Source organism: Methylorubrum sp. B1-46, assembly GCF_021117295.1.
GTDB lineage: Bacteria > Pseudomonadota > Alphaproteobacteria > Rhizobiales > Beijerinckiaceae > Methylobacterium.
Genome location: NZ_CP088247.1, coordinates 1,165,192 through 1,182,588 on the forward strand (window position 1 = coordinate 1,165,192; position 17,397 = coordinate 1,182,588).

The window sequence follows — 17,397 nt, forward strand, 5'->3', positions numbered from 1 at the left end:
AGGCGCAGCCCACGGGCCGAGATGAGGCTCCGGCCGGCAACCGAGCTTTCAACCGTGCGTCGAGCAGGCATTCGTCCGAAAGCCATGCCCGCAACGGCGAACCGATGACAGCCTGATCCGTCGCGCCGGAACAACGACACCGTCCGCTTTCCTCGGAGACGCGCAATGGCTGGGGCCCATCCAGGCGAAGAAGGCCGCGATTTCACCGTCGAGGCGGATGCATCGGCCGCCTATTGGCACCATCGGCCGGACAACACGCTTCCGCCCCCGGACATGATGGGCGCCTACATGCGAAACCGTCCCGTGCCGGACCAACGGGTGGAGGAGCGCAGGGCATGGATCATCGGCAGCGGCATCGCAGGCCTCGCCGCCGCCTTCTACATGATCCGCGACGGCGGCATGAAGGGCGAGGACATCACCATCCTCGACGCCTTGAGCGTCGAGGGCGGCTCCCTCGACGGCGCCGGCAATCCGCAGGACGGCTACATCATCCGCGGCGGCCGCGAGATGAACTGGAATTACGACAACCTCTGGGACATGTTCCAGGATGTTCAGGCGCTGGAACTGCCGGAGGGCTACAGCGTCCTCGACGAGTACCGGCTCGTCAACGACCGTGACCCCAATTACTCCAAGGCGCGGCTCATGCACCAGCAGGGGCAGATCCGCGACTTCTCGAGATTTGGCCTCACGAAATCCCAGCAATGGGAGCTGATCCGGCTGCTGCTCAAGCGCAAGGAAGATCTCGACGACATTACGATTGAGCAATATTTCAGCTCAGGCTTTCTCGAGACCAATTTCTGGTTTCTCTGGCGCTCCATGTTCGCATTCGAGAACTGGCAAAGCCTGCTTGAAATGAAGCTCTACATGCATCGCTTCCTCGACTCGATCGACGGATTGACGGACATGTCGGCGCTCGTCTTCCCGAAATACAATCAGTACGACAGCTTCGTCCGTCCACTGGTGAACCACCTTCAGGCCCGCGGCGTGAAGGTGCGGTTCGGCGCGCGGGCCACCGACCTTGCGATGCGCGTCGAGGGCGAGACGCGGAGCGTCACGGGCATCCACATCCGGGCGGACGGCAAGAACGAGGTCATCCCGGTCGCGGCCGGGGATGTGGTCTTTGCCCTGACGGGCTCGATGACCGAGGGCACGGCCTACGGTGACATGGACCATGCACCGGTCCTCGAACGCGGCCAGCACGATCCGGGCGAGGACAGCGATTGGACGCTGTGGAAGAATCTGGCGGAAAAATCCCCAGTCTTCGGAAAGCCCGCGAAGTTCTACGGCGATACCGAGAAATCGATGTGGGAATCGGTGACGCTGACCTGCGAACCGTCGCCCCTCGTCGAGCGCTTGAAGGAGCTGGCGGTCAACGATCCCTATTCAGGCAAGACCGTGACAGGCGGGATCATCACCTTCACGGACTCGAACTGGGTCCTGAGCGTCACCTGCAACCGTCAGCCGCATTTCCCAGGACAGCCCAAGGACGTGCTGGTCCTCTGGGCCTACGCGCTGCTGATGGACAAGGACGGGAACCATGTCCGCAAGCCGATGCCGGCCTGTACCGGCCGGGAGATCCTGAGCGAACTCTGCTTCCATCTCGGGATTGCCGATCAGAGCGAGGCGGTGGCGGCCAAGACGAAGGTGCGCCTCGCACTCATGCCCTACATCACGGCGATGTTCATGCCGCGCGCCGCGGGCGACCGGCCGCATGTGGTGCCGAAGGGCTGCACGAATCTCGGCCTGATGGGCCAGTTCGTCGAAACCGCGAACGACATCATCTTCACGATGGACAGTTCGATCCGCACCGCCCGCGTGGCCGTCTATACGCTGCTCGATTTGAAGAAGCAGGTGCCGGATATCAGCCCGGTCCAGTACGACATCCGCAACCTGCTCAAGGCGGCGCGCGCCTTGAACAACAACGAGCCCTTCCCCGGCGAACGCCTGCTGCATCGCTTGCTCGGGCGAACCTACTACGCCCATATCCTACCGCCCCTGCCGGAGCTCGAAGGGCCGCCCCGCGGATCGGCTCAGCTGGAAATGCGGCATCTGCTCAGCAAGAGACGGCAGGCTCTGACCGCCATCGGCGCCTCGATCGAACAGATTCGCGGGCATATTCGATCACAGAAGTGATCCCGGCGCCTTGCGACGGCAGGACGTCACACCTCCTGCCTGATGCGGGTCCATCGAAGCAGCCCGATGAACATGATATAAATATTTCCAGGCATCAAAATCCCACTTCCAAATCAGCTAAACCAAAAACGTCCATTAAATCACTGATATAGTCTCTCTTCGTCATTGCGAGGCGAAGCCGAGGCAATTTGCCAGAAACGGTGTGACCCGACCGATCCTCGCCGTTGACGATGCGCTTCCGGAGGCATCCACGGCCCGCCCAGCCCAGAGTCCGCTCCGGTTTTACCCCCGCCCGACCACGATCTCGCCCCAGAATCGCCGAGTGCCGCCGCACACTTGGTTAACGATAGATTGATCGGCTGGGGCAGCCTTTGCCCCCGTGCCGACAGGGCGGTTCAGGGGCGGAGGCCGCTCCGGGACGAGATTTCGGGCGGCGCAGCATGGCACATCCTCTCTTCTCGTGGGCTCTGCCCACGGCCGCCTATCTGAGCGCGGCGCTGATCCTGGCCTCCTCCGCCCCGTTCGTGTCGCTCGGTCTGCCGCCCCGGCAGGCTGTCGTGGTGCCGCCTGCGGTGGAGCCGGTGCCGGAAGCTCTTACGGAAGCGGCGGTCGAAACGGTTGCCCAGGCGCCGGTCGAGGGACCGCTTCAGGTGCCGACCGAGACGCAGGCGTCCGTGCCGGAGGCCACGGAACCACAGGAGGCCGCGCTCGCCGAATGGGCGCCGCAGGCCCTGACCGCTCCGACCGATGCCCGGTTCGGCATGGCGGCCCTGTTCTGGCTTCCGGACGCGCCGCAGGAGACCGCCGTCGCCCAGCTCGTGCCCCTGCCGGTCCGGCGGCCGCCCGAGCTGACGGCTCTCGGAGCCGCGGCGGCCCTGCGCCGGGCCGAGCGGCTCGCCGCCCGCCGACCCACGATGGCGGCCGCGCCGGCCGAGGCGGAGGACACCCGCAGCTTCTTCGAGCGGCTGCTCGGCGTCGAGCGACCCGCCTCCCCCGCGCCCGCCCTCGCCTACGCCGCGCTGGAGAACGGCGCGGCCGAATCGGCCGCCCGCCGGCCGCTCACGTCGCCGGCTCCGGCCTCACGGCCGCCGGGCGAAGGCGGCATCGCGGTCTACGACATCAGCGCCCAGAGCGTGGTCCTGCCGAACGGCGAGCGGCTGGAGGCGCATTCCGGCCTCGGCGAGAGCATGGACGACCCGCGCTTCGTCCACCTCAAGATGCGCGGGCCGACGCCGCCGGGCACCTACGACCTGACCGAGCGCGAGGCGCCGTTCCACGGGGTGCGGGCGCTCCGCCTCACGCCGGTCGGCGGCAGCGAGGCGATCTACGGCCGCGTCGGCCTGCTCACCCACACCTACCTGCTCGGCCCCAACGGCGCCTCGAACGGCTGCATCTCGTTCAAGGATTACGACAAGTTCCTGCAGGCTTACCTGCGCGGCGAGATCCGCCGTGTCGTCGTCGTCGCGGGTCGCGGCCGCGACCCGAACGCTCTGGTTGCGTCACGCTGAAGATGCGCCGGACCCGCTCTGTTATTCTTTGAGAGAAAAATTCATTCTCTTTACGCTCGATCCTGGCCCGATCTTCGCATAAGGTCCGGTGGGTGATCGGAAGCCGTCCCGCGGTTCCGGCACCCCGAGGACCAATCCGCCCGCGCGCCGGGCGGGGCAGCCTGTGCATCGGAGTCGTGGCGTATGCGTGTGATCCAACGCGTTCTGGGCAGCCGGTCGGAGGCTGGGCTGGCCGAGCGCCTGCATCACCTCGAGCATCACGGCGCGGTGGACATCCTGCGGGTGCCGAGCGCCGATGTGGCCCGGCGGCGCCTGAGGGCGACGACGATGGCCGGCGAGGAGATCGCGCTGGCCCTGCCGCGGGATCAGGCCCTGTTCGACGGGGCCGTGCTCGTCCTCGACGACGGTCATGCCTTGGTCGCCCGCGTCGGCACCGAGCGCTGGCTGCGGCTCGTGCCGGCGAGCGCCGCCGACGCGCTCGAACTCGGCTACCACGCCGGCAACCTGCACTGGCGGGTCCGCTTCGACGGCGGGGCCCTCCTCGTCGCGCTGGAGGGGCCGGCGGAGGATTACCTCGTCCGGCTCGGCGCGCTGGTCACGGAGGGCCGCGTCACCCATGCCGTCGATGCAGGCGAGGAGGGCTAAGGCGTTGCTGGCCGCCCTCACCGCGCTCCAGCAGGCCGACACCGCCTTCCCGAGCGGCAGCTTCGCCTTCTCCAACGGCCTCGAAGGCTTGATTGCGGACAATCCTGCCTTCGACGAGGCGGCACTGGCCCGCACGATCGCCGCCGCCCTGCGCTTTCGCTGGGCCGGGACCGACCGGGTCGCGCTGATCCTCGCCCACCGCGCGGGCCCGGCGATCGAGCGGCTCGCAGCCATCGACGCGGCGGTCGAGGCCGCCTCGCTGTCCGAGCCGATGCGGGTCGGCAGCCGCCGCAACGGCGCCTCGCTGCTCGCTTCGCACGCCCGCCTCGGCACGCCGGGCGCCGCCTCCTTGCGCGCCGCGGTGCGCGCAGGGACGCTCATCGGGCATCTTCCCACGGTGCAGGGCGCCCTATGGCCGGGACTCGGCCTCGACGAGCGCACCGCCGCCTCCGTCTCCGGCTATCTCTTCGCTAGCGGGCTGACCTCGGCCGCGGTGCGGCTCGGCGCCATCGGGGCGATCGAGGCGCAGCGCACGTTAGGCGGCGCGCTGCCGATCATCGCCGAACTGCTGGAGGAGCCCGTGCCCGAACCGACGGGCGCGGTCGAGCTCACCGGCTTCACCCCGCTGATCGAGATCGCCGCGATGCGACAAGCCCAGGCCGAACTCCGCCTGTTCGCCAATTGAAGGAGCCGAGCCGATGCTGCTGACGCCGACCGAGATGGAACGGCTCACGATCTTCACCGCCGCCGAACTCGCCCGCAAGCGGCGGGCACGGGGGCTGAAGCTGAACTACCCGGAAGCGGTGGCGATCATCACCGACGAGATCCTGGAGGGCGCCCGCGACGGACGCTCGGTCGCCGACCTGATCGGCTGGGGCTCGACCATCCTCACCACCGGTGACGTGATGCCGGGCGTCGCCTCCATGATGCCGATCCTGCAGGTCGAGTGCGTCTTCCCCGACGGCACCAAGCTCGTCACCGTGCATGAACCGATCCGTGCGGCCGAAGGCGCGGAGCCCGACACGCTGGAGCCCGGCGCGATCCTGCCGGCCGAGGGTGAGATCGAACTCGCCGCCGGCCGCCCGCGGGTCACGATCGAGGTCGTCAACACCGGCGACCGGCCGGTGCAGATCGGCTCGCACTACCACTTCTTCGAGGTCAACCGGGCGCTCGATTTCGACCGGGCCAAGGCGCTCGGTTTCCGCCTCGACATCCCGGCAGGCACGGCGGTGCGGTTCGAACCGGGCCAGCGCAAGACAGTAACGCTCACGGGCTTCGGCGGCGCCAAGGAACTCACCGGTCTCAACAACCTGACGCAGGGCAAGCTCGACTCCGAGTCCGCCCGCGCCGACGCGCTGGCTCGCGCCAAGGCCCGCGGCTTCAAGGGCGCCTGAGGGAGACTGAGAAACATGGTCACGATTCCCCGGCGCGACTACGCCGCCCTCTACGGCCCCACCACCGGCGACGGCGTGCGGCTCGCCGACACCTCCCTCGTCGCGGTGGTCGAGCACGACCACGCGGTCTACGGCGACGAATGCCTGCATGGTGGCGGCAAGACTCTTCGGGATGGCATCGGGCTCGCGCCCGGCGTCACGGCGGCTGAAGGAGCTCTCGACTTCCTCCTGTGCAATGTCCTCGTCATCGATCCCGTCATCGGCATCGTGAAGGGCGACCTCGGCATCAAGGACGGGCGCATCGTGGGCTTGGGCAAGGCCGGCAACCCGGCGATCATGGACGGGGTCGATCCGCGCCTGATCGTCTCGGCCGGCACCACGGTGCGCGACTGCGAGGGGCTGATCGCCACGCCCGGCGCCATCGACGTCCACGTCCACTTCGATTCTGCGGGGCTGCCCGACCACGCCATCGCCTCCGGCATCACCACGCTTCTCGGCGGTTCGCTCGGGCCGATCACGGTCGGCATCGATTCCGGCGGGCCGTTCAACACGGGAAAAATGCTCCAGGCGGCGGAAGCCTGGCCCGTCAATTTCGGTTTTCTGGGCCGGGGCAACACGCATAAGCCCGCCGCTCTCAAGGAGCAGCTCGAGACCGGCGTGCTCGGCTTGAAGATCCATGAGGATTGGGGGGCGATGCCGGCGGCGATCGATTCCTGCCTCGCCTTCGCCGACGAGCACGACTTCCAGGTTCAGCTCCACACCGACACGCTCAACGAATCCGGCTTCGTCGAGGATACGCTGGCGGCGATCGGCGGACGCACCATCCACATGTATCACACGGAGGGTGCGGGCGGCGGGCACGCGCCCGACATCATCCGCGTGGCGGGACTGCCCCACTGCCTGCCCTCCTCGACGAACCCGACCAATCCCTACACGGTCAACACGTTCGACGAGCACCTCGACATGACGATGGTATGCCACCACCTCAATCCGGCTTTGCCGGAGGACGTGGCGTTTGCCGAGAGCCGCATCCGGGCGCAGACCATCGCGGCCGAGGACGTGCTGCACGATATCGGCGCGATCTCGATGCTCGGCTCTGACAGCCAGGGCATGGGCCGCATCCACGAGGTGATCTGCCGGACGTGGCAGCTCGCCTCCAAGATGAAGGACCAGCGCGGGAGCCTCCCCGAGGAGCGGCCGGGCTTCGGCGACAATGCCCGGATCAAGCGCTACATCGCCAAGTACACGATCAACGCCGCGCGTACCTTCGGCATCGACGCGCATATCGGCTCGCTGGAGCCCGGCAAGATGGCCGACATCGTGATCTGGCGCCCGGCCTTCTTCGGCATCAAGCCGGAACTGGTGATCAAGGGCGGCTTCATCGCCTGGGGCGCCATGGGCGATTCCGCGGCGTCCCTGATGACCTGCGAACCGATGCTGATGCGCCCGCAATGGGGTGCCTTCGGCCTCGCCAAGCAGGGGCTGTCGGCCTGCTTCGTCCACCCGCTCGCGATTCAAGGCGGGCTCCGCGAGAGCCTGGGCCTTCGCAAAGGCCTGCTGCCGGCCCGCGGCACCCGCACGCTGACCAAAGCCGACATGCTGTGGAACGACGCTTGCCCGGAGATCCGGGTCGATCCGCAGACCTTCGAGGTCTTCGTGGATGGGGAACTCGCCACCTGCGAGCCCGCCACCGTCCTCCCGCTCGCCCAACGCTACATGCTGCGATGACCGCTTCCCCCTCCCCTGCCCTGCCCGATACCGTCACCGCCGCCCGCATCGGCATCGGCGGTCCCGTTGGTTCGGGAAAGACCGCGCTGATCGAGCGGCTGATCCCGGCGCTTCAGGCCCGCGGGGTCGATCTCGCGGTCGTCACCAACGATCTCGTCACCAAGGAGGATGCCGAGCGCTTGCGCCGCTCCGGGCTGATCGACCCGGCGCGCGTGGAGGCGGTGGAGGCCGGCGCCTGCCCCCACACCGTGATCCGCGAGGACCCGACTCTCAACATCGCCGCGGGCGACGATCTGGAGGCGAAGTTTCCGGGGCTCCAGCTCCTGATCTTCGAATCGGGCGGCGACAACCTCGCCTCGACCTTCTCCCTCGATCTGGTCGATTGGTGGATCTTCGTCATCGACGTAGCGGGCGGGGACGACATCCCGAGGAAGCGCGGCCCCGGCGTGCTGCGCTGCGACCTCCTCGTCATCAACAAGACCGATCTCGCACCCCATGTCGGCGTCGATCTCCCCGGCATGCTGGCGGAGGCCGCACGCGTCCGGGGTACGAAACCGGTGGCCGCCACCAATGCCCGCTCCGGCGAGGGCGTCGAGGCGGTGGCCGACGCGATCTGCCGCGCCGTCCTGTTCGCGCCCTGATGGCACTGTCGCTGGACGACGTTTCCGAGGCACCCGCCCCGCCCCACGCCGCGATCGGGCGGAGGGTGCAGGCGGCGCTGATCTTCGCCCGCGGCGGTGGCACCACGGTGTTGTCGCGGCAGCGCGTGCCCTACCCGTTCCACATCACCCGTGCCTTCCGGATGCATCCGGAGAACCCGGATCTCGCCACCCTATACCTGCAATCGGCCTCGGGCGGCCTCTACGCCGCCGACCACCTCACCCTCGACATCGCGGCGCGCCCCGGCGCGCGGGCCCACGTCACGACGCAGGCCGGCACCGTAGTGCATCGCGGCGGCCCGGAGCCGACGCGCCAGGAGACGCGGCTGACGATCTCGGACGGCGCCTTCCTCGCGCTCAATCCCGATCCGCTCATCCTGTTTCCCGGCGCGCATCTCGCGGTCTCGACCGAGATCACCGCCGAGCCGGGCGCCCGCGCCATCGTCACCGAGAGCGTGGCCTGCCACGATCCCCTCGGCGAGGGCCGCCCGTTCGACCGGCTCGACCTCGGCCTGACGATCCGGACGCCCGAGGGCCGTCCGCTGGTGCGGGAGCGCGGCCGGATCGACGGCGCCGCGTTCGCGGGAGCGGCCTCGCCGATGGGGCCTCATCGCGCCTACGGCACGATGGTCGTGCTCGGCGCCCCCGACGACGCGCGCTTGGCCGGCCTTCGCCTGCGGCAGGCAGGCGATGCCGCCGGTTGCCTGACCGGCGTGAGCCCGCTGCCCAACGGGGCCGGCCTCGGCCTGCGCCTGCTCGCGCCGGACGGCGGCACCCTCTCGGCCGGCATGGAGGCGGTGTTCCGGATCGTGTTCGAGGCCTTGAGCGGGTGCGCACCCGGCCGGCGCCGGAAGTAGAGATTGTCTCGAAACGATCAGCCGGGCGGCACATGGCGAGAAATATGGGCAGGCCGCACAGCAATTCTCCTTGATGCGAATCGGTTTCCTGAGACGAAATACGAGCGGGGGTATCGGCCTCGTCTGGCGGCCATATGGCCGTCATTCGGGTCGATCGGCTGGATGACGTTCAAAGGATTTCGAGACAACATGCGCTCGCGTGACCGAAACGACGCCCACTTCCATCTCCGCCGTCGCCTTCTCCTCGGCCTTGCCGCCTCGCCGCTGCTCGGCGCCCTGCCGGGGCGCGCCTTCGCGCAGACCGGCGCGGGCGCGCTCGCCGTGACCGACAAGGAGGTGACTGTCGGCATCCTGCATTCGCTCACCGGTACCATGGCGATCTCCGAGACCGGGACGACGCAGGGCGAGAAACTCGCCATCGAGGAGATCAACGCGGCCGGCGGCGTGCTCGGCCGGCAGATCAAGATCATCCAGGAGGACGGCGCCTCCGACTGGCCGACCTTCGCCGAGAAGGCGCGCAAGCTCGTCGTCAACGATCACTGCGCAGCCGTGTTCGGCTGCATGACATCGGCCTCGCGCAAGGCGGTGCTGCCGGTCTTCGAGCAGTATAACGGCCTGCTGTACTATCCGACCTATTACGAGGGCCTGGAGCAGTCCAAGAACGTGATCTATACCGGCCAGGAGGCGACGCAGCAGACGCTGGCGGGCCTCGACTGGGTCGGCAAGGAGAAGGCTGCCAAATCCTTCTTCCTGGTCGGCTCGGACTACATCTGGCCACGCACCACCAACAAGATCGCCACCCGGCACATCACCAGCGTGCTGAAGGGCACGGTGGCGGGCGAGGAATACTTCCCGCTCGGCCACACCCAGTTCAACTCGGTCATCAACAAGATCAAGCTGAAGAAGCCGGACGTGATCTTCTCGACCGTCGTCGGCGGCTCGAACGTGGCGTTCTACAAGCAGCTCAAGGCGGCCGGCATCGATCTGAAGAAGCAGATCCTCGTCACCGTCTCCGTCACCGAGGACGAAGTGGACGGCATCGGCGGCGAGAACATCGCCGACGCTTATACCTGCATGAAGTACTTCCAGTCATTGAAGAACCCGGCCAACGAGAAGTTTGTCGCCGCCTTCAAGAAGCGCTGGGGCGAGAAGACGGTGATCGGCGATGCGACCCAGGCGGCTTACTTGAGTCCCTTCCTGTGGAAGGCAGCGGTGGAGAAGGCCGGCAGCTTCGAGATCGACCGGGTGATCGAGGCCTCGCCCGGCATCGAGATGAAGGATGCGCCGGAGGGCTTCGTGAAGATCCACGAGAACCACCATCTCTGGTCGAAGACCCGTGTGGCGCGGGCGCGCGCAGACGGCCAGTTCGACGTGGTCTACGAAAGCCCGGAGCTGATCGAGCCGAACCCCTTCCCGAAGGGGTATCAGTAACCTCAACCTGTCCCCTCTCCCCGCAGGCGGGGCGAGGGGATGCGCGCAACGCGGTCGCTCCCCGGATCTCGGCCTTTACAAGTAGCTCAACCCCGGCCACGCGCTGCGCCGCTTCAGCCGCACCATCCAGAGACAGGCCGGGTAGAGGGCGAGCGCGAAGGCCGCCGCGATCGGCCAGATCTGCCACGGCGCACCGGCCTCGATCCGGCCGGAGGCGCCGGCGAGGTCGAGGGCGGTGAGGCCGCCATAGACGAGACGCAGGGCCCAGAGATGGGCGAGATAGAAGAACAGCGGCGCCCCGCCGAACACGGCGAGCCAGCGCAGGCGCCGATCCGGCAGGCGCTCGAACAGCGCGAGCAGCAGCAGGCCGGGGCCGAGGGTGGCGAGCAGGAAATCGGCCGAGGGCGGATACTTGGTGAGGTTGATGAAGGACAGCGCGCGCGCGATCCCGTCCTTGCCCGCCTGCCAGGGATGCGGGTCGCCGTAACCGTTGAGGCCGCGCAGGATCAGGAACGCCGTCAGGCTCGCGAGCCCAAGGGTGACGAGGCGTCGGCGGCGCCGGGCTGGGTCGATACCGGATGCGTAGAGTGGCCCGAGCGCGTAGCCCGCCGCGATGACGCCGATCCAGGGCAAGACCGGATAGGAGGTGCGTGCCGCGCCCCAGGGCAGCGGGATCATCCCGCGCTGGTGCAGCACGGCCCACAGCGCGTAGCCCGGTTGATCGGGCGCGAGCACGACGCCGTCGAGGGCGTTGTGGCCGAGCATGATCGCCAGCGCGACGCCGATCAGAACCGGCCGCGGCAGCCAGAGCAGGAGGCCAAGCGCCACCATGCTGAGGCCGATCGCCCAGATCACCTGCAGGTAGAGGATCGGCGGCAGCGGGTTGAGGGTCCAGGCGAGGTTCACGAGCGTCACTTCGAGGACGATCAGGAACAGCCCGCGCTTGATCAGAAAGGCGGAGGTCGCCGCCCGGCTGCCGTGCTTCTGCCCGTAGAGGCTCGCCGCGAGCCCCGTCAGCAGCAGGAAGACCGGTGCACAGAAATGTGAGGCGGCCCGCGTCAGGAACAGGTCCGGCGGTGTCGCTGCGAGGTTGACCGGGTCGCTCACCTGGGCGTGCAGGTAGAAGAACTCGCGCACATGATCGACGAGCATCAGGAGCATCACGAGCCCACGCAGGGCATCGATGGCGCCGATGCGAGTGCGCGGAACCGGAGTTGCGCCCGACGGAGAGACCATCAGAACCGCACGCTCAGCGTGCCGGTGAAGCGGCGCGGCGAGCCGGGATAGACCCGGAAGCGGTTGAGCGAACTCTCGTAATACTCGGTGTCGAACACGTTCTCGACGTTCAGCCCGAAGCGGAAGTTCTCGTAACGGTAATAGGCCAGGGCATCGACGGCGATGTAGGCCGGCAGCGCGAAGCTGTTGACCGCGTCCGCCGGCCGGTCGCCGACGCCGCGCACGCCGCCGCCGAGGCCGAGCCCCTTCCACGGACCGGTCTGCACTTCGTGGACCGCGAGCAGACTGCCCGAGTGCCGCGGCACGTTGATGAGCGGCGAGCCCACCGGCAGCACGTTGTCCTTGGTCACGACCGCGTCGGCATAGACGTAGCCCGCGAGAATCTTGATCTCCGGCGTGATCTGGCCGGCGGCCGTCAACTCGAAGCCCTCGCTGCGCACTCCGCCGGCAGCGAGCGAGAAGGCCGTGTTGTTGGGGTCGGGCGTCAGCACGTTCTCCCGGTCGACCCGGAAGGCGGTGGCGGTCAGCGCCAGGGCGCCGCCGTAGAGGTCGATCTTGCTCCCGACCTCGTAGCCGATGCCGGTCTCCGGCGCGAATGGCCCGGAAAGCGCCACGGCGGCGGCATCGGGCCCGATATTGGGCCGGAAGCTCGTGCCGACATTGGCGAAGAGCGCGAGTTCCGGGGTCGGCTGGTAGACGAGGCCCGCTCGCGGGGTCGCCGCGAAGTAGGTTTGATCGACCTGGGAGCGCTCAGTGCGCTCACGGAACGACTGCTCGAAGAAGTCGAAGCGCACCCCGACGAGCGCCTTCCATTCCGGGCTCAAGGCGATCTGGTCCTGCGCGTAGAGGGCGGTGTTGGTGATCCGCTCCAAGTTGTTGCGCGGGATGGTGAGCGGCGGCAGCGGCTGGCCGTAGCGCGGATCGTAGATGTCGATGGCGTAGGGGCTCGTGCGGAAGTTCGAGCGCAGGTAGAGCACGCGGCTGTCGGTGCTCTCGCGCTCGAAGCCGAGCAGCATCGTGTGGCCGATGCCGGCGGTGTCGAAGCGCCCGACCACCTCCGCTTGGCCGATCGCCGTGTCCCAGCGGTAGTCGCGGAAGTTGCGGTCCCGCGAGACGGTGCGGTTATCGGCGGCGATGGCGCGGATCTCGGCGGATTCGCCCTCCAGCGTACCGGTGTTGAAGTGGGTGGCGAGCCGCATCTGCCAGTCGGCGTTGAAGCGGTGATCGACCCGCACCTGCATGGTGTTGTTGGTCTGGTAGGTGCTTTGGCCCGGTTCGCCGAGGAAGCGCGAGATCGGCAGGATTCCGAGCCGCCCGTTGAGGGCGATGACGCCGCGATCGAACACGATGCGGTTGCGCAGGAACTCGGTCTCGACGGTGATCCGGGTGTCCGGCGTGATCTGCCAGCTCAGGACGGGCGCGACGAGCAATCGGTCGCTGTCCACGAAATCGCGAAAACTCCCCTGGGCACCGGCGGCGAGGTTGAAGCGGTAGAGGACCGTGCCCTCCTCGTTCAGCGCGCCGCCGGAATCGACCGTGCCGCGGAACTGCCCGAACGAGCCCCACAGCCCACCCATCTCGACGAAGCGCTCGACGGTGGGCTGCTTGGTGATGATGTTGACGAGCCCGCCCGGATCGCTGCGCCCGAACAAGCCGCCGCCGGGGCCCTTCAGAACCTCGATGCGCTCGACGTTCTGCGTATCCGGCGGGGGCGGCGTGCCGCGGTTCAGGGGAAAGCCGTTCTTGTAGATCTCGGAGGTGGTGACGCCGCGGATGGCGTAGCTGAACACCGAGAGGCCGCCGAAATTGTTCTGCTGCGCCACGCCCGGCGTGTAGTTGAAGACACGGTCGACGCGGGTGGCGGTCAGATCCGTGATGACCTCACGCGGCGCCACGGTGACGACCTGGGGCACGTCGCGCTGGGGCGTGTCGGTCTTCGTGCTGCTCACCGCGCGGTCGGCGCGGTAGCCCGGTGTCGGACCGATCAGGCCGACCGTGCCGGCCGCCGCCGTCCGGCCGTCGGGCGCGCCGTTCCCGACGCCCTGGCCACGCCCCTCCCCCTCGACCGCCAATTCCTCCAGGGTCACCGCTTCCTGCGCCCGCGCCTGCGGGCCGGGCAGGCCGGCGCAGAGCAGGGCGGCCAGCATCCAGTGCGGGCGCCGGACCGGCCTCGCAACATCGGTGGCATTCAGGCTCGTCCGAACTCTCACAGGGCGCGCTCTGGCTGTGCGGGCGCGAGCCGGAGCGGATGCCGAACTGCGAGCGCATGGATACGCGCTCGCCGCTCAGGCACGCCGCCGGAACACCCCGCCCGGGGGACATCGTCACGCCAAGGCAGGTCTCCTGGCTCACGGGTCCGCGCCTCCGTCCCAGCCTTCCCGGTGCGGTGCACCAATGACCATTCCTGACGGGGCTCACCGCTCACAGTTGCGGGGGCAGCTTCGGCTTCGCCCGGACGGGCTTACCGAATTCCCTCTTAGCCCCCGAACCTGCATCCGGGGGAACCTTGACCGCAGCAACTTCGCTGCGCCGCGATGCAGGGTCAACAGGCCGCCCGATGAGATGTAACAACATTACACAACTTGTGACCCATGAGGCACACTGCCCTGCGCGGCAAACCGGAACGCCGGTGCATCGATGCCCCGCGACACCACTCGACCCTAAAAATCGTGATCGAGCGTTTTTTAGCGGGCAGGGCTACGGTTTAGGCAAGATTAACCAAGATCCCGTTCAATACGGAAAGGCTTAAGGTTGATCATTCCCTAATCGGCAAAGCCATCTCGATCGTCATTCTGGCACAGTTAAGCCGGAAACGACGGCGGGAGGCCGTGTGGGATCCGCGTTGTCGAGTACCGCCCGCATGGACATCGCCGAGCTCGTCCAGAGTCGCTCCGCCCGGCCCGTCGTCCGCCGTCGACGCGGGCAGCCCCTTGCCGCCCTCGCGCTCACCGCCCTCGGCGGCCTGGCGCTGGCCGGCCTGCTGCAGCCGCAGAATGCCGAGGAGCCCTTGCCGACGGAGACCGTGCAGGTGTCCGATGACGCCGGACAGGCGGAGAAGGCGCCGGCCGCACCGAGCGCCCTGGCCTCGATGTTCGACCCCGCGCCGGTTCTCGACACCGCCACTCGGGGTTTCGTCCCACAGGCCCCGAAGGCAATCGCCGTCCGGACGCCGGCGGCGCCCGAGCCGGCCGTGACCCTGGCCGCCCTCCCCGCGGCTGCGATGGCCGAGGTGCCGCCCGCCGCCGCACCGCGCCCGGCCGCGCCGGTGGCCCGCGTCGCGCTCACCGTGCCCCTGCCGGTGCGGCGCCCTGAGGAGTTCCGCTACGAACCGCGGATGCAGACTGCCCGCGCCGCCTCGAACTGGATGGCCTCGACGGCGCGTGCCTCCACCGAGCCGACCCGCAGCGTGTTCAGCGCCGCGGTGACCGACGACCGCTCGTTCTTCGAGAAGATGTTCGACCTGCCCGGCTCCTCGTCGCCCGCACCGGCCTCGAACAAGGCGATGGCCTATGCCGGGCTCGACAGCGGCGCGGTCGATTCGGCCGCACGGCGGCGGGTCGTGCCGGGTCCGGTCTCCGAGCCGGGCGTGGCCGTCTACGACATCAGCGCCGCGACCGTGACCCTGCCGAACGGCGAGGTGCTGGAGGCCCATTCCGGCCTCGGCGTCGCTCAGGACAACCCGGACTACGTCCACGTCCGGATGCGCGGCGCCACCCCGCCCGGCGTCTACGACCTGCGGGAGCGCGAGGCCCTGTTCCACGGGGTGCGGGCGATCCGCCTCAACCCGGTCGGCGGTTCGGCCGCCATCCACGGCCGCGATGGCATCCTCGCTCACACCTACATGCTGGGCCCGAGCGGCGCCTCGAACGGCTGCGTCGTGTTCAAGAACTACACCCGCTTCCTCCAGGCCTACCTGCGCGGCGAGGTTCGGCGCATGGTCGTGGTGCCCGGCACCGCCCCCGGCGTCTTCGCCAACCGGCGCAGCACCACGCCGCGCCGTTCGGCCTCCGCGGATTGAAGGATCCCAAGGGGATCATTCCTTTGGCTGAGCGCCGGGGTGGAACCCCGGCCTCCCTTCAACCAGGGCTCTGGCCTGGAACTTATGAAAAGGAGCCGTCCTTTCGAAACCCCTGACGTCAGCCCTTCGTGACCGGCTTGATCTTGAGCTGGTCGATCGCCCAGCGCCACGTGCCGTCCGGCTGCCGGCGGGCCGACTCGACCGAGAGCGCACCGTTCGGCAGCCGCGCGAAGGTGAGCGCGAGGTCGCCGTTGCGGATCGCCGGCAGCGTCTCGGGCTCGGGAAAGTCCGACTTGCGGGCCAGCAGATCCGTGTAGAAGCGGCGGATCTCGTCGTGCCCACTCGCCACGATGTCGCCCGCGGCGACCACAGCCTGCGGCTCGTACAGGGCGACCAGCCCCTCGGCATCGCCGGCATTGGCCCGCTCGTGGAAGAGCCGGGCCAGATCCTCGGGCTCGCGCGCCACGTCCCTCTCGTTCTCGCTCATCGTTGCTCCTCCCTATTCGTGAGACGTGTCTATTTCAGGCGGTTACCCTGCCCGTCCCGCACCGCGACCGCCACCGGAACCCCGGCCTTGACGCTCTCGGATACGGTGCAGAACTGCTCGAACTGAGCGAGAACCCGGTCGAGCCGGTCCATCGACTCGGCCGATGCGCCAAGGGCGATGTCGACCTCGATCCCGACGAGGCGCAGGCGACCTTCCGCGTTGCGGGCCACCCGCCCGATCGCCTCGGCGCTCACGCCGCCGCCCTCCTGCCGGTACTTGCCGAGCGCGAAGGCGAGGCTCGCGCACAGGCAATTGCTGACGGCAGCGATCAGCACCTGCTCCGGCGAGGGACCGGTGCCGCCGCCGATCGGCTCCGGCTCGTCGGTCATGAGCGGCACGAAGGCTTCGCCGAACTCGATCCGGAACGCGTAGGCCTCGATCTGCCGGATCTTGATGCTGTGCTTGCCCGACATTCCGGCCTCCTTGCCTCCCTATCAACCGCCCCGCCGCGATCTCGTTCGAGCCGCGCGGTGCGCCTTGACCTGCTATTCGTATCTGGTATACCAGATGCCAATCGATGAGCCACCGCAAAGAGCGGCCTCGATCTGGGACACCCGGAATTCGGGAGACCTGGGAAGCCAAGGAGGCAACGCCTGCCATGACCGAACGCGGCATCCTCGACAGCCATTGTTCCTCTCCGCTCGCCGTGCGGCCTCTGGGCTAGCGGCGGCACAAAGGAGGCGACGGATGGCTCCATCGCAGACCTTCGACACATCCGGGCTGGTCGCGGCGATCGGCGATGCGGTGGTGATCTCGGACGCAGACGGACGGATCGTCACCTGGAATCCGGCTGCCGAGCGGATCTTCGGCTTCTCGGAGGCCGAGGCGCTGGGCGAGACGCTCGATCTCATCACCCCAGAGCGCCACCGCAAGCGCCACTGGGACGGCTACGCCAAGACGATGCGCACAGGCGAGACCCGCTACGGCACATCGCTGCTCAAGGTTCCGGCCCTGCATAAGGACGGACGGGCGCTCTCCATCGCCTTCACCGTCGCGCTGCTGCACGGCGCGGAGGGCGAGGTGACCGGCATCGCCGCGATCATCCGCGACGAGACCGAGCGCTTCCAGGAGGAGCGCGCCTTACGCCGCCGCGTCGCGGAATTGGAGGACGCTCTGGGCACACTGGTCTGCGCCTGAAGCGGACACAGCACACAGCAGACCTAAGTCATTCAGAGATATTGCCTAAAGCATTGTTTTCCAACTTTTCAACAACGCCAACTCACAACGAAGTCGAAAGAGGG

At 68.2% G+C, this 17,397-nt stretch carries 15 protein-coding genes and 1 riboswitch; of the genes, 11 read left to right on the top strand and 4 right to left on the bottom strand.

Annotation, left to right across the window (positions count from 1 at the left end; translation table 11 throughout):
* The first annotated feature begins 165 nt into the window (after positions 1-165).
* From LPC10_RS05645 to urtA, 9 genes are all read left to right on the top strand, one after another.
* Positions 166-2,133 carry an oleate hydratase gene (locus tag LPC10_RS05645; protein ID WP_231345820.1) on the top strand — a complete coding sequence of 656 codons (1,968 nt, stop codon included), beginning with the start codon at positions 166-168 and terminating at the stop codon, positions 2,131-2,133.
* A 440-nt stretch (positions 2,134-2,573) separates the two neighbouring features.
* Positions 2,574-3,641: a DUF2778 domain-containing protein gene (locus LPC10_RS05650; RefSeq protein WP_231345821.1), complete on the top strand. Its 1,068-nt coding sequence runs from the start codon at positions 2,574-2,576 to the stop codon at positions 3,639-3,641.
* A 183-nt stretch (positions 3,642-3,824) separates the two neighbouring features.
* The gene (gene ureE / locus LPC10_RS05655; protein ID WP_231345822.1) at positions 3,825-4,286 is read left to right on the top strand and encodes an urease accessory protein UreE; all 462 of its coding nucleotides are present in this window, start codon (positions 3,825-3,827) and stop codon (positions 4,284-4,286) included.
* Between the two features lie 4 nt (positions 4,287-4,290).
* The gene (locus tag LPC10_RS05660; RefSeq protein WP_231345823.1) at positions 4,291-4,971 is read left to right on the top strand and encodes an urease accessory protein UreF; all 681 of its coding nucleotides are present in this window, start codon (positions 4,291-4,293) and stop codon (positions 4,969-4,971) included.
* Between the two features lie 13 nt (positions 4,972-4,984).
* The gene (locus tag LPC10_RS05665; RefSeq protein ID WP_231345824.1) at positions 4,985-5,680 is read left to right on the top strand and encodes an urease subunit gamma; all 696 of its coding nucleotides are present in this window, start codon (positions 4,985-4,987) and stop codon (positions 5,678-5,680) included.
* Between the two features lie 15 nt (positions 5,681-5,695).
* Positions 5,696-7,408, top strand: a complete 1,713-nt coding sequence (gene ureC, locus LPC10_RS05670) for an urease subunit alpha (RefSeq protein WP_231345825.1) — start codon at positions 5,696-5,698, stop codon at positions 7,406-7,408.
* On the top strand, positions 7,405-8,049 hold the full coding sequence (gene ureG, locus LPC10_RS05675) for an urease accessory protein UreG (protein ID WP_231345826.1): 645 nt from the start codon (positions 7,405-7,407) through the stop codon (positions 8,047-8,049). The genes ureC and ureG overlap by 4 nt, the downstream gene beginning before the upstream one ends.
* Complete coding sequence (locus tag LPC10_RS05680) at positions 8,049-8,924, top strand: urease accessory protein UreD (protein WP_231345827.1); 876 nt, start codon at positions 8,049-8,051, stop codon at positions 8,922-8,924. The genes ureG and LPC10_RS05680 overlap by 1 nt, the downstream gene beginning before the upstream one ends.
* Before the next feature lie 189 nt (positions 8,925-9,113).
* Complete coding sequence (urtA, locus tag LPC10_RS05685) at positions 9,114-10,355, top strand: urea ABC transporter substrate-binding protein (protein ID WP_231345828.1); 1,242 nt, start codon at positions 9,114-9,116, stop codon at positions 10,353-10,355.
* Positions 10,356-10,430: 75 nt separating this feature from the next.
* Here the strand turns inward: urtA and LPC10_RS05690 are convergent, their stop codons facing one another.
* Positions 10,431-11,591, bottom strand: a complete 1,161-nt coding sequence (locus LPC10_RS05690; RefSeq protein ID WP_231345829.1) for a DUF1624 domain-containing protein — start codon at positions 11,589-11,591, stop codon at positions 10,431-10,433.
* Positions 11,591-13,801 carry a TonB-dependent siderophore receptor gene (locus LPC10_RS05695; protein WP_231345830.1) on the bottom strand — a complete coding sequence of 737 codons (2,211 nt, stop codon included), beginning with the start codon at positions 13,799-13,801 and terminating at the stop codon, positions 11,591-11,593. The genes LPC10_RS05690 and LPC10_RS05695 overlap by 1 nt, the downstream gene beginning before the upstream one ends.
* Before the next feature lie 105 nt (positions 13,802-13,906).
* Positions 13,907-14,115, bottom strand: a riboswitch (cobalamin riboswitch).
* A 336-nt stretch (positions 14,116-14,451) separates the two neighbouring features.
* Here LPC10_RS05695 and LPC10_RS05700 point away from each other — a divergent pair.
* Entirely contained in the window at positions 14,452-15,609 is a 1,158-nt protein-coding gene (locus LPC10_RS05700) for a DUF2778 domain-containing protein (RefSeq protein WP_231345831.1), read from the top strand.
* 118 nt (positions 15,610-15,727) lie between these two features.
* On the opposite strand, the gene LPC10_RS05705 is transcribed toward LPC10_RS05700, so the two are convergent.
* Together LPC10_RS05705 and LPC10_RS05710 are read right to left on the bottom strand one after the other, a co-directional pair.
* On the bottom strand, positions 15,728-16,096 hold the full coding sequence (locus LPC10_RS05705) for a nuclear transport factor 2 family protein (RefSeq protein WP_108939062.1): 369 nt from the start codon (positions 16,094-16,096) through the stop codon (positions 15,728-15,730).
* 29 nt (positions 16,097-16,125) lie between these two features.
* The gene (locus LPC10_RS05710) at positions 16,126-16,569 is read right to left on the bottom strand and encodes an OsmC family protein (protein ID WP_231345832.1); all 444 of its coding nucleotides are present in this window, start codon (positions 16,567-16,569) and stop codon (positions 16,126-16,128) included.
* Between the two features lie 274 nt (positions 16,570-16,843).
* Here LPC10_RS05710 and LPC10_RS05715 point away from each other — a divergent pair, with 274 nt between their 5' ends.
* Complete coding sequence (locus LPC10_RS05715; RefSeq protein WP_231345833.1) at positions 16,844-17,293, top strand: PAS domain S-box protein; 450 nt, start codon at positions 16,844-16,846, stop codon at positions 17,291-17,293.
* Positions 17,294-17,397: the final 104 nt, after the last annotated feature.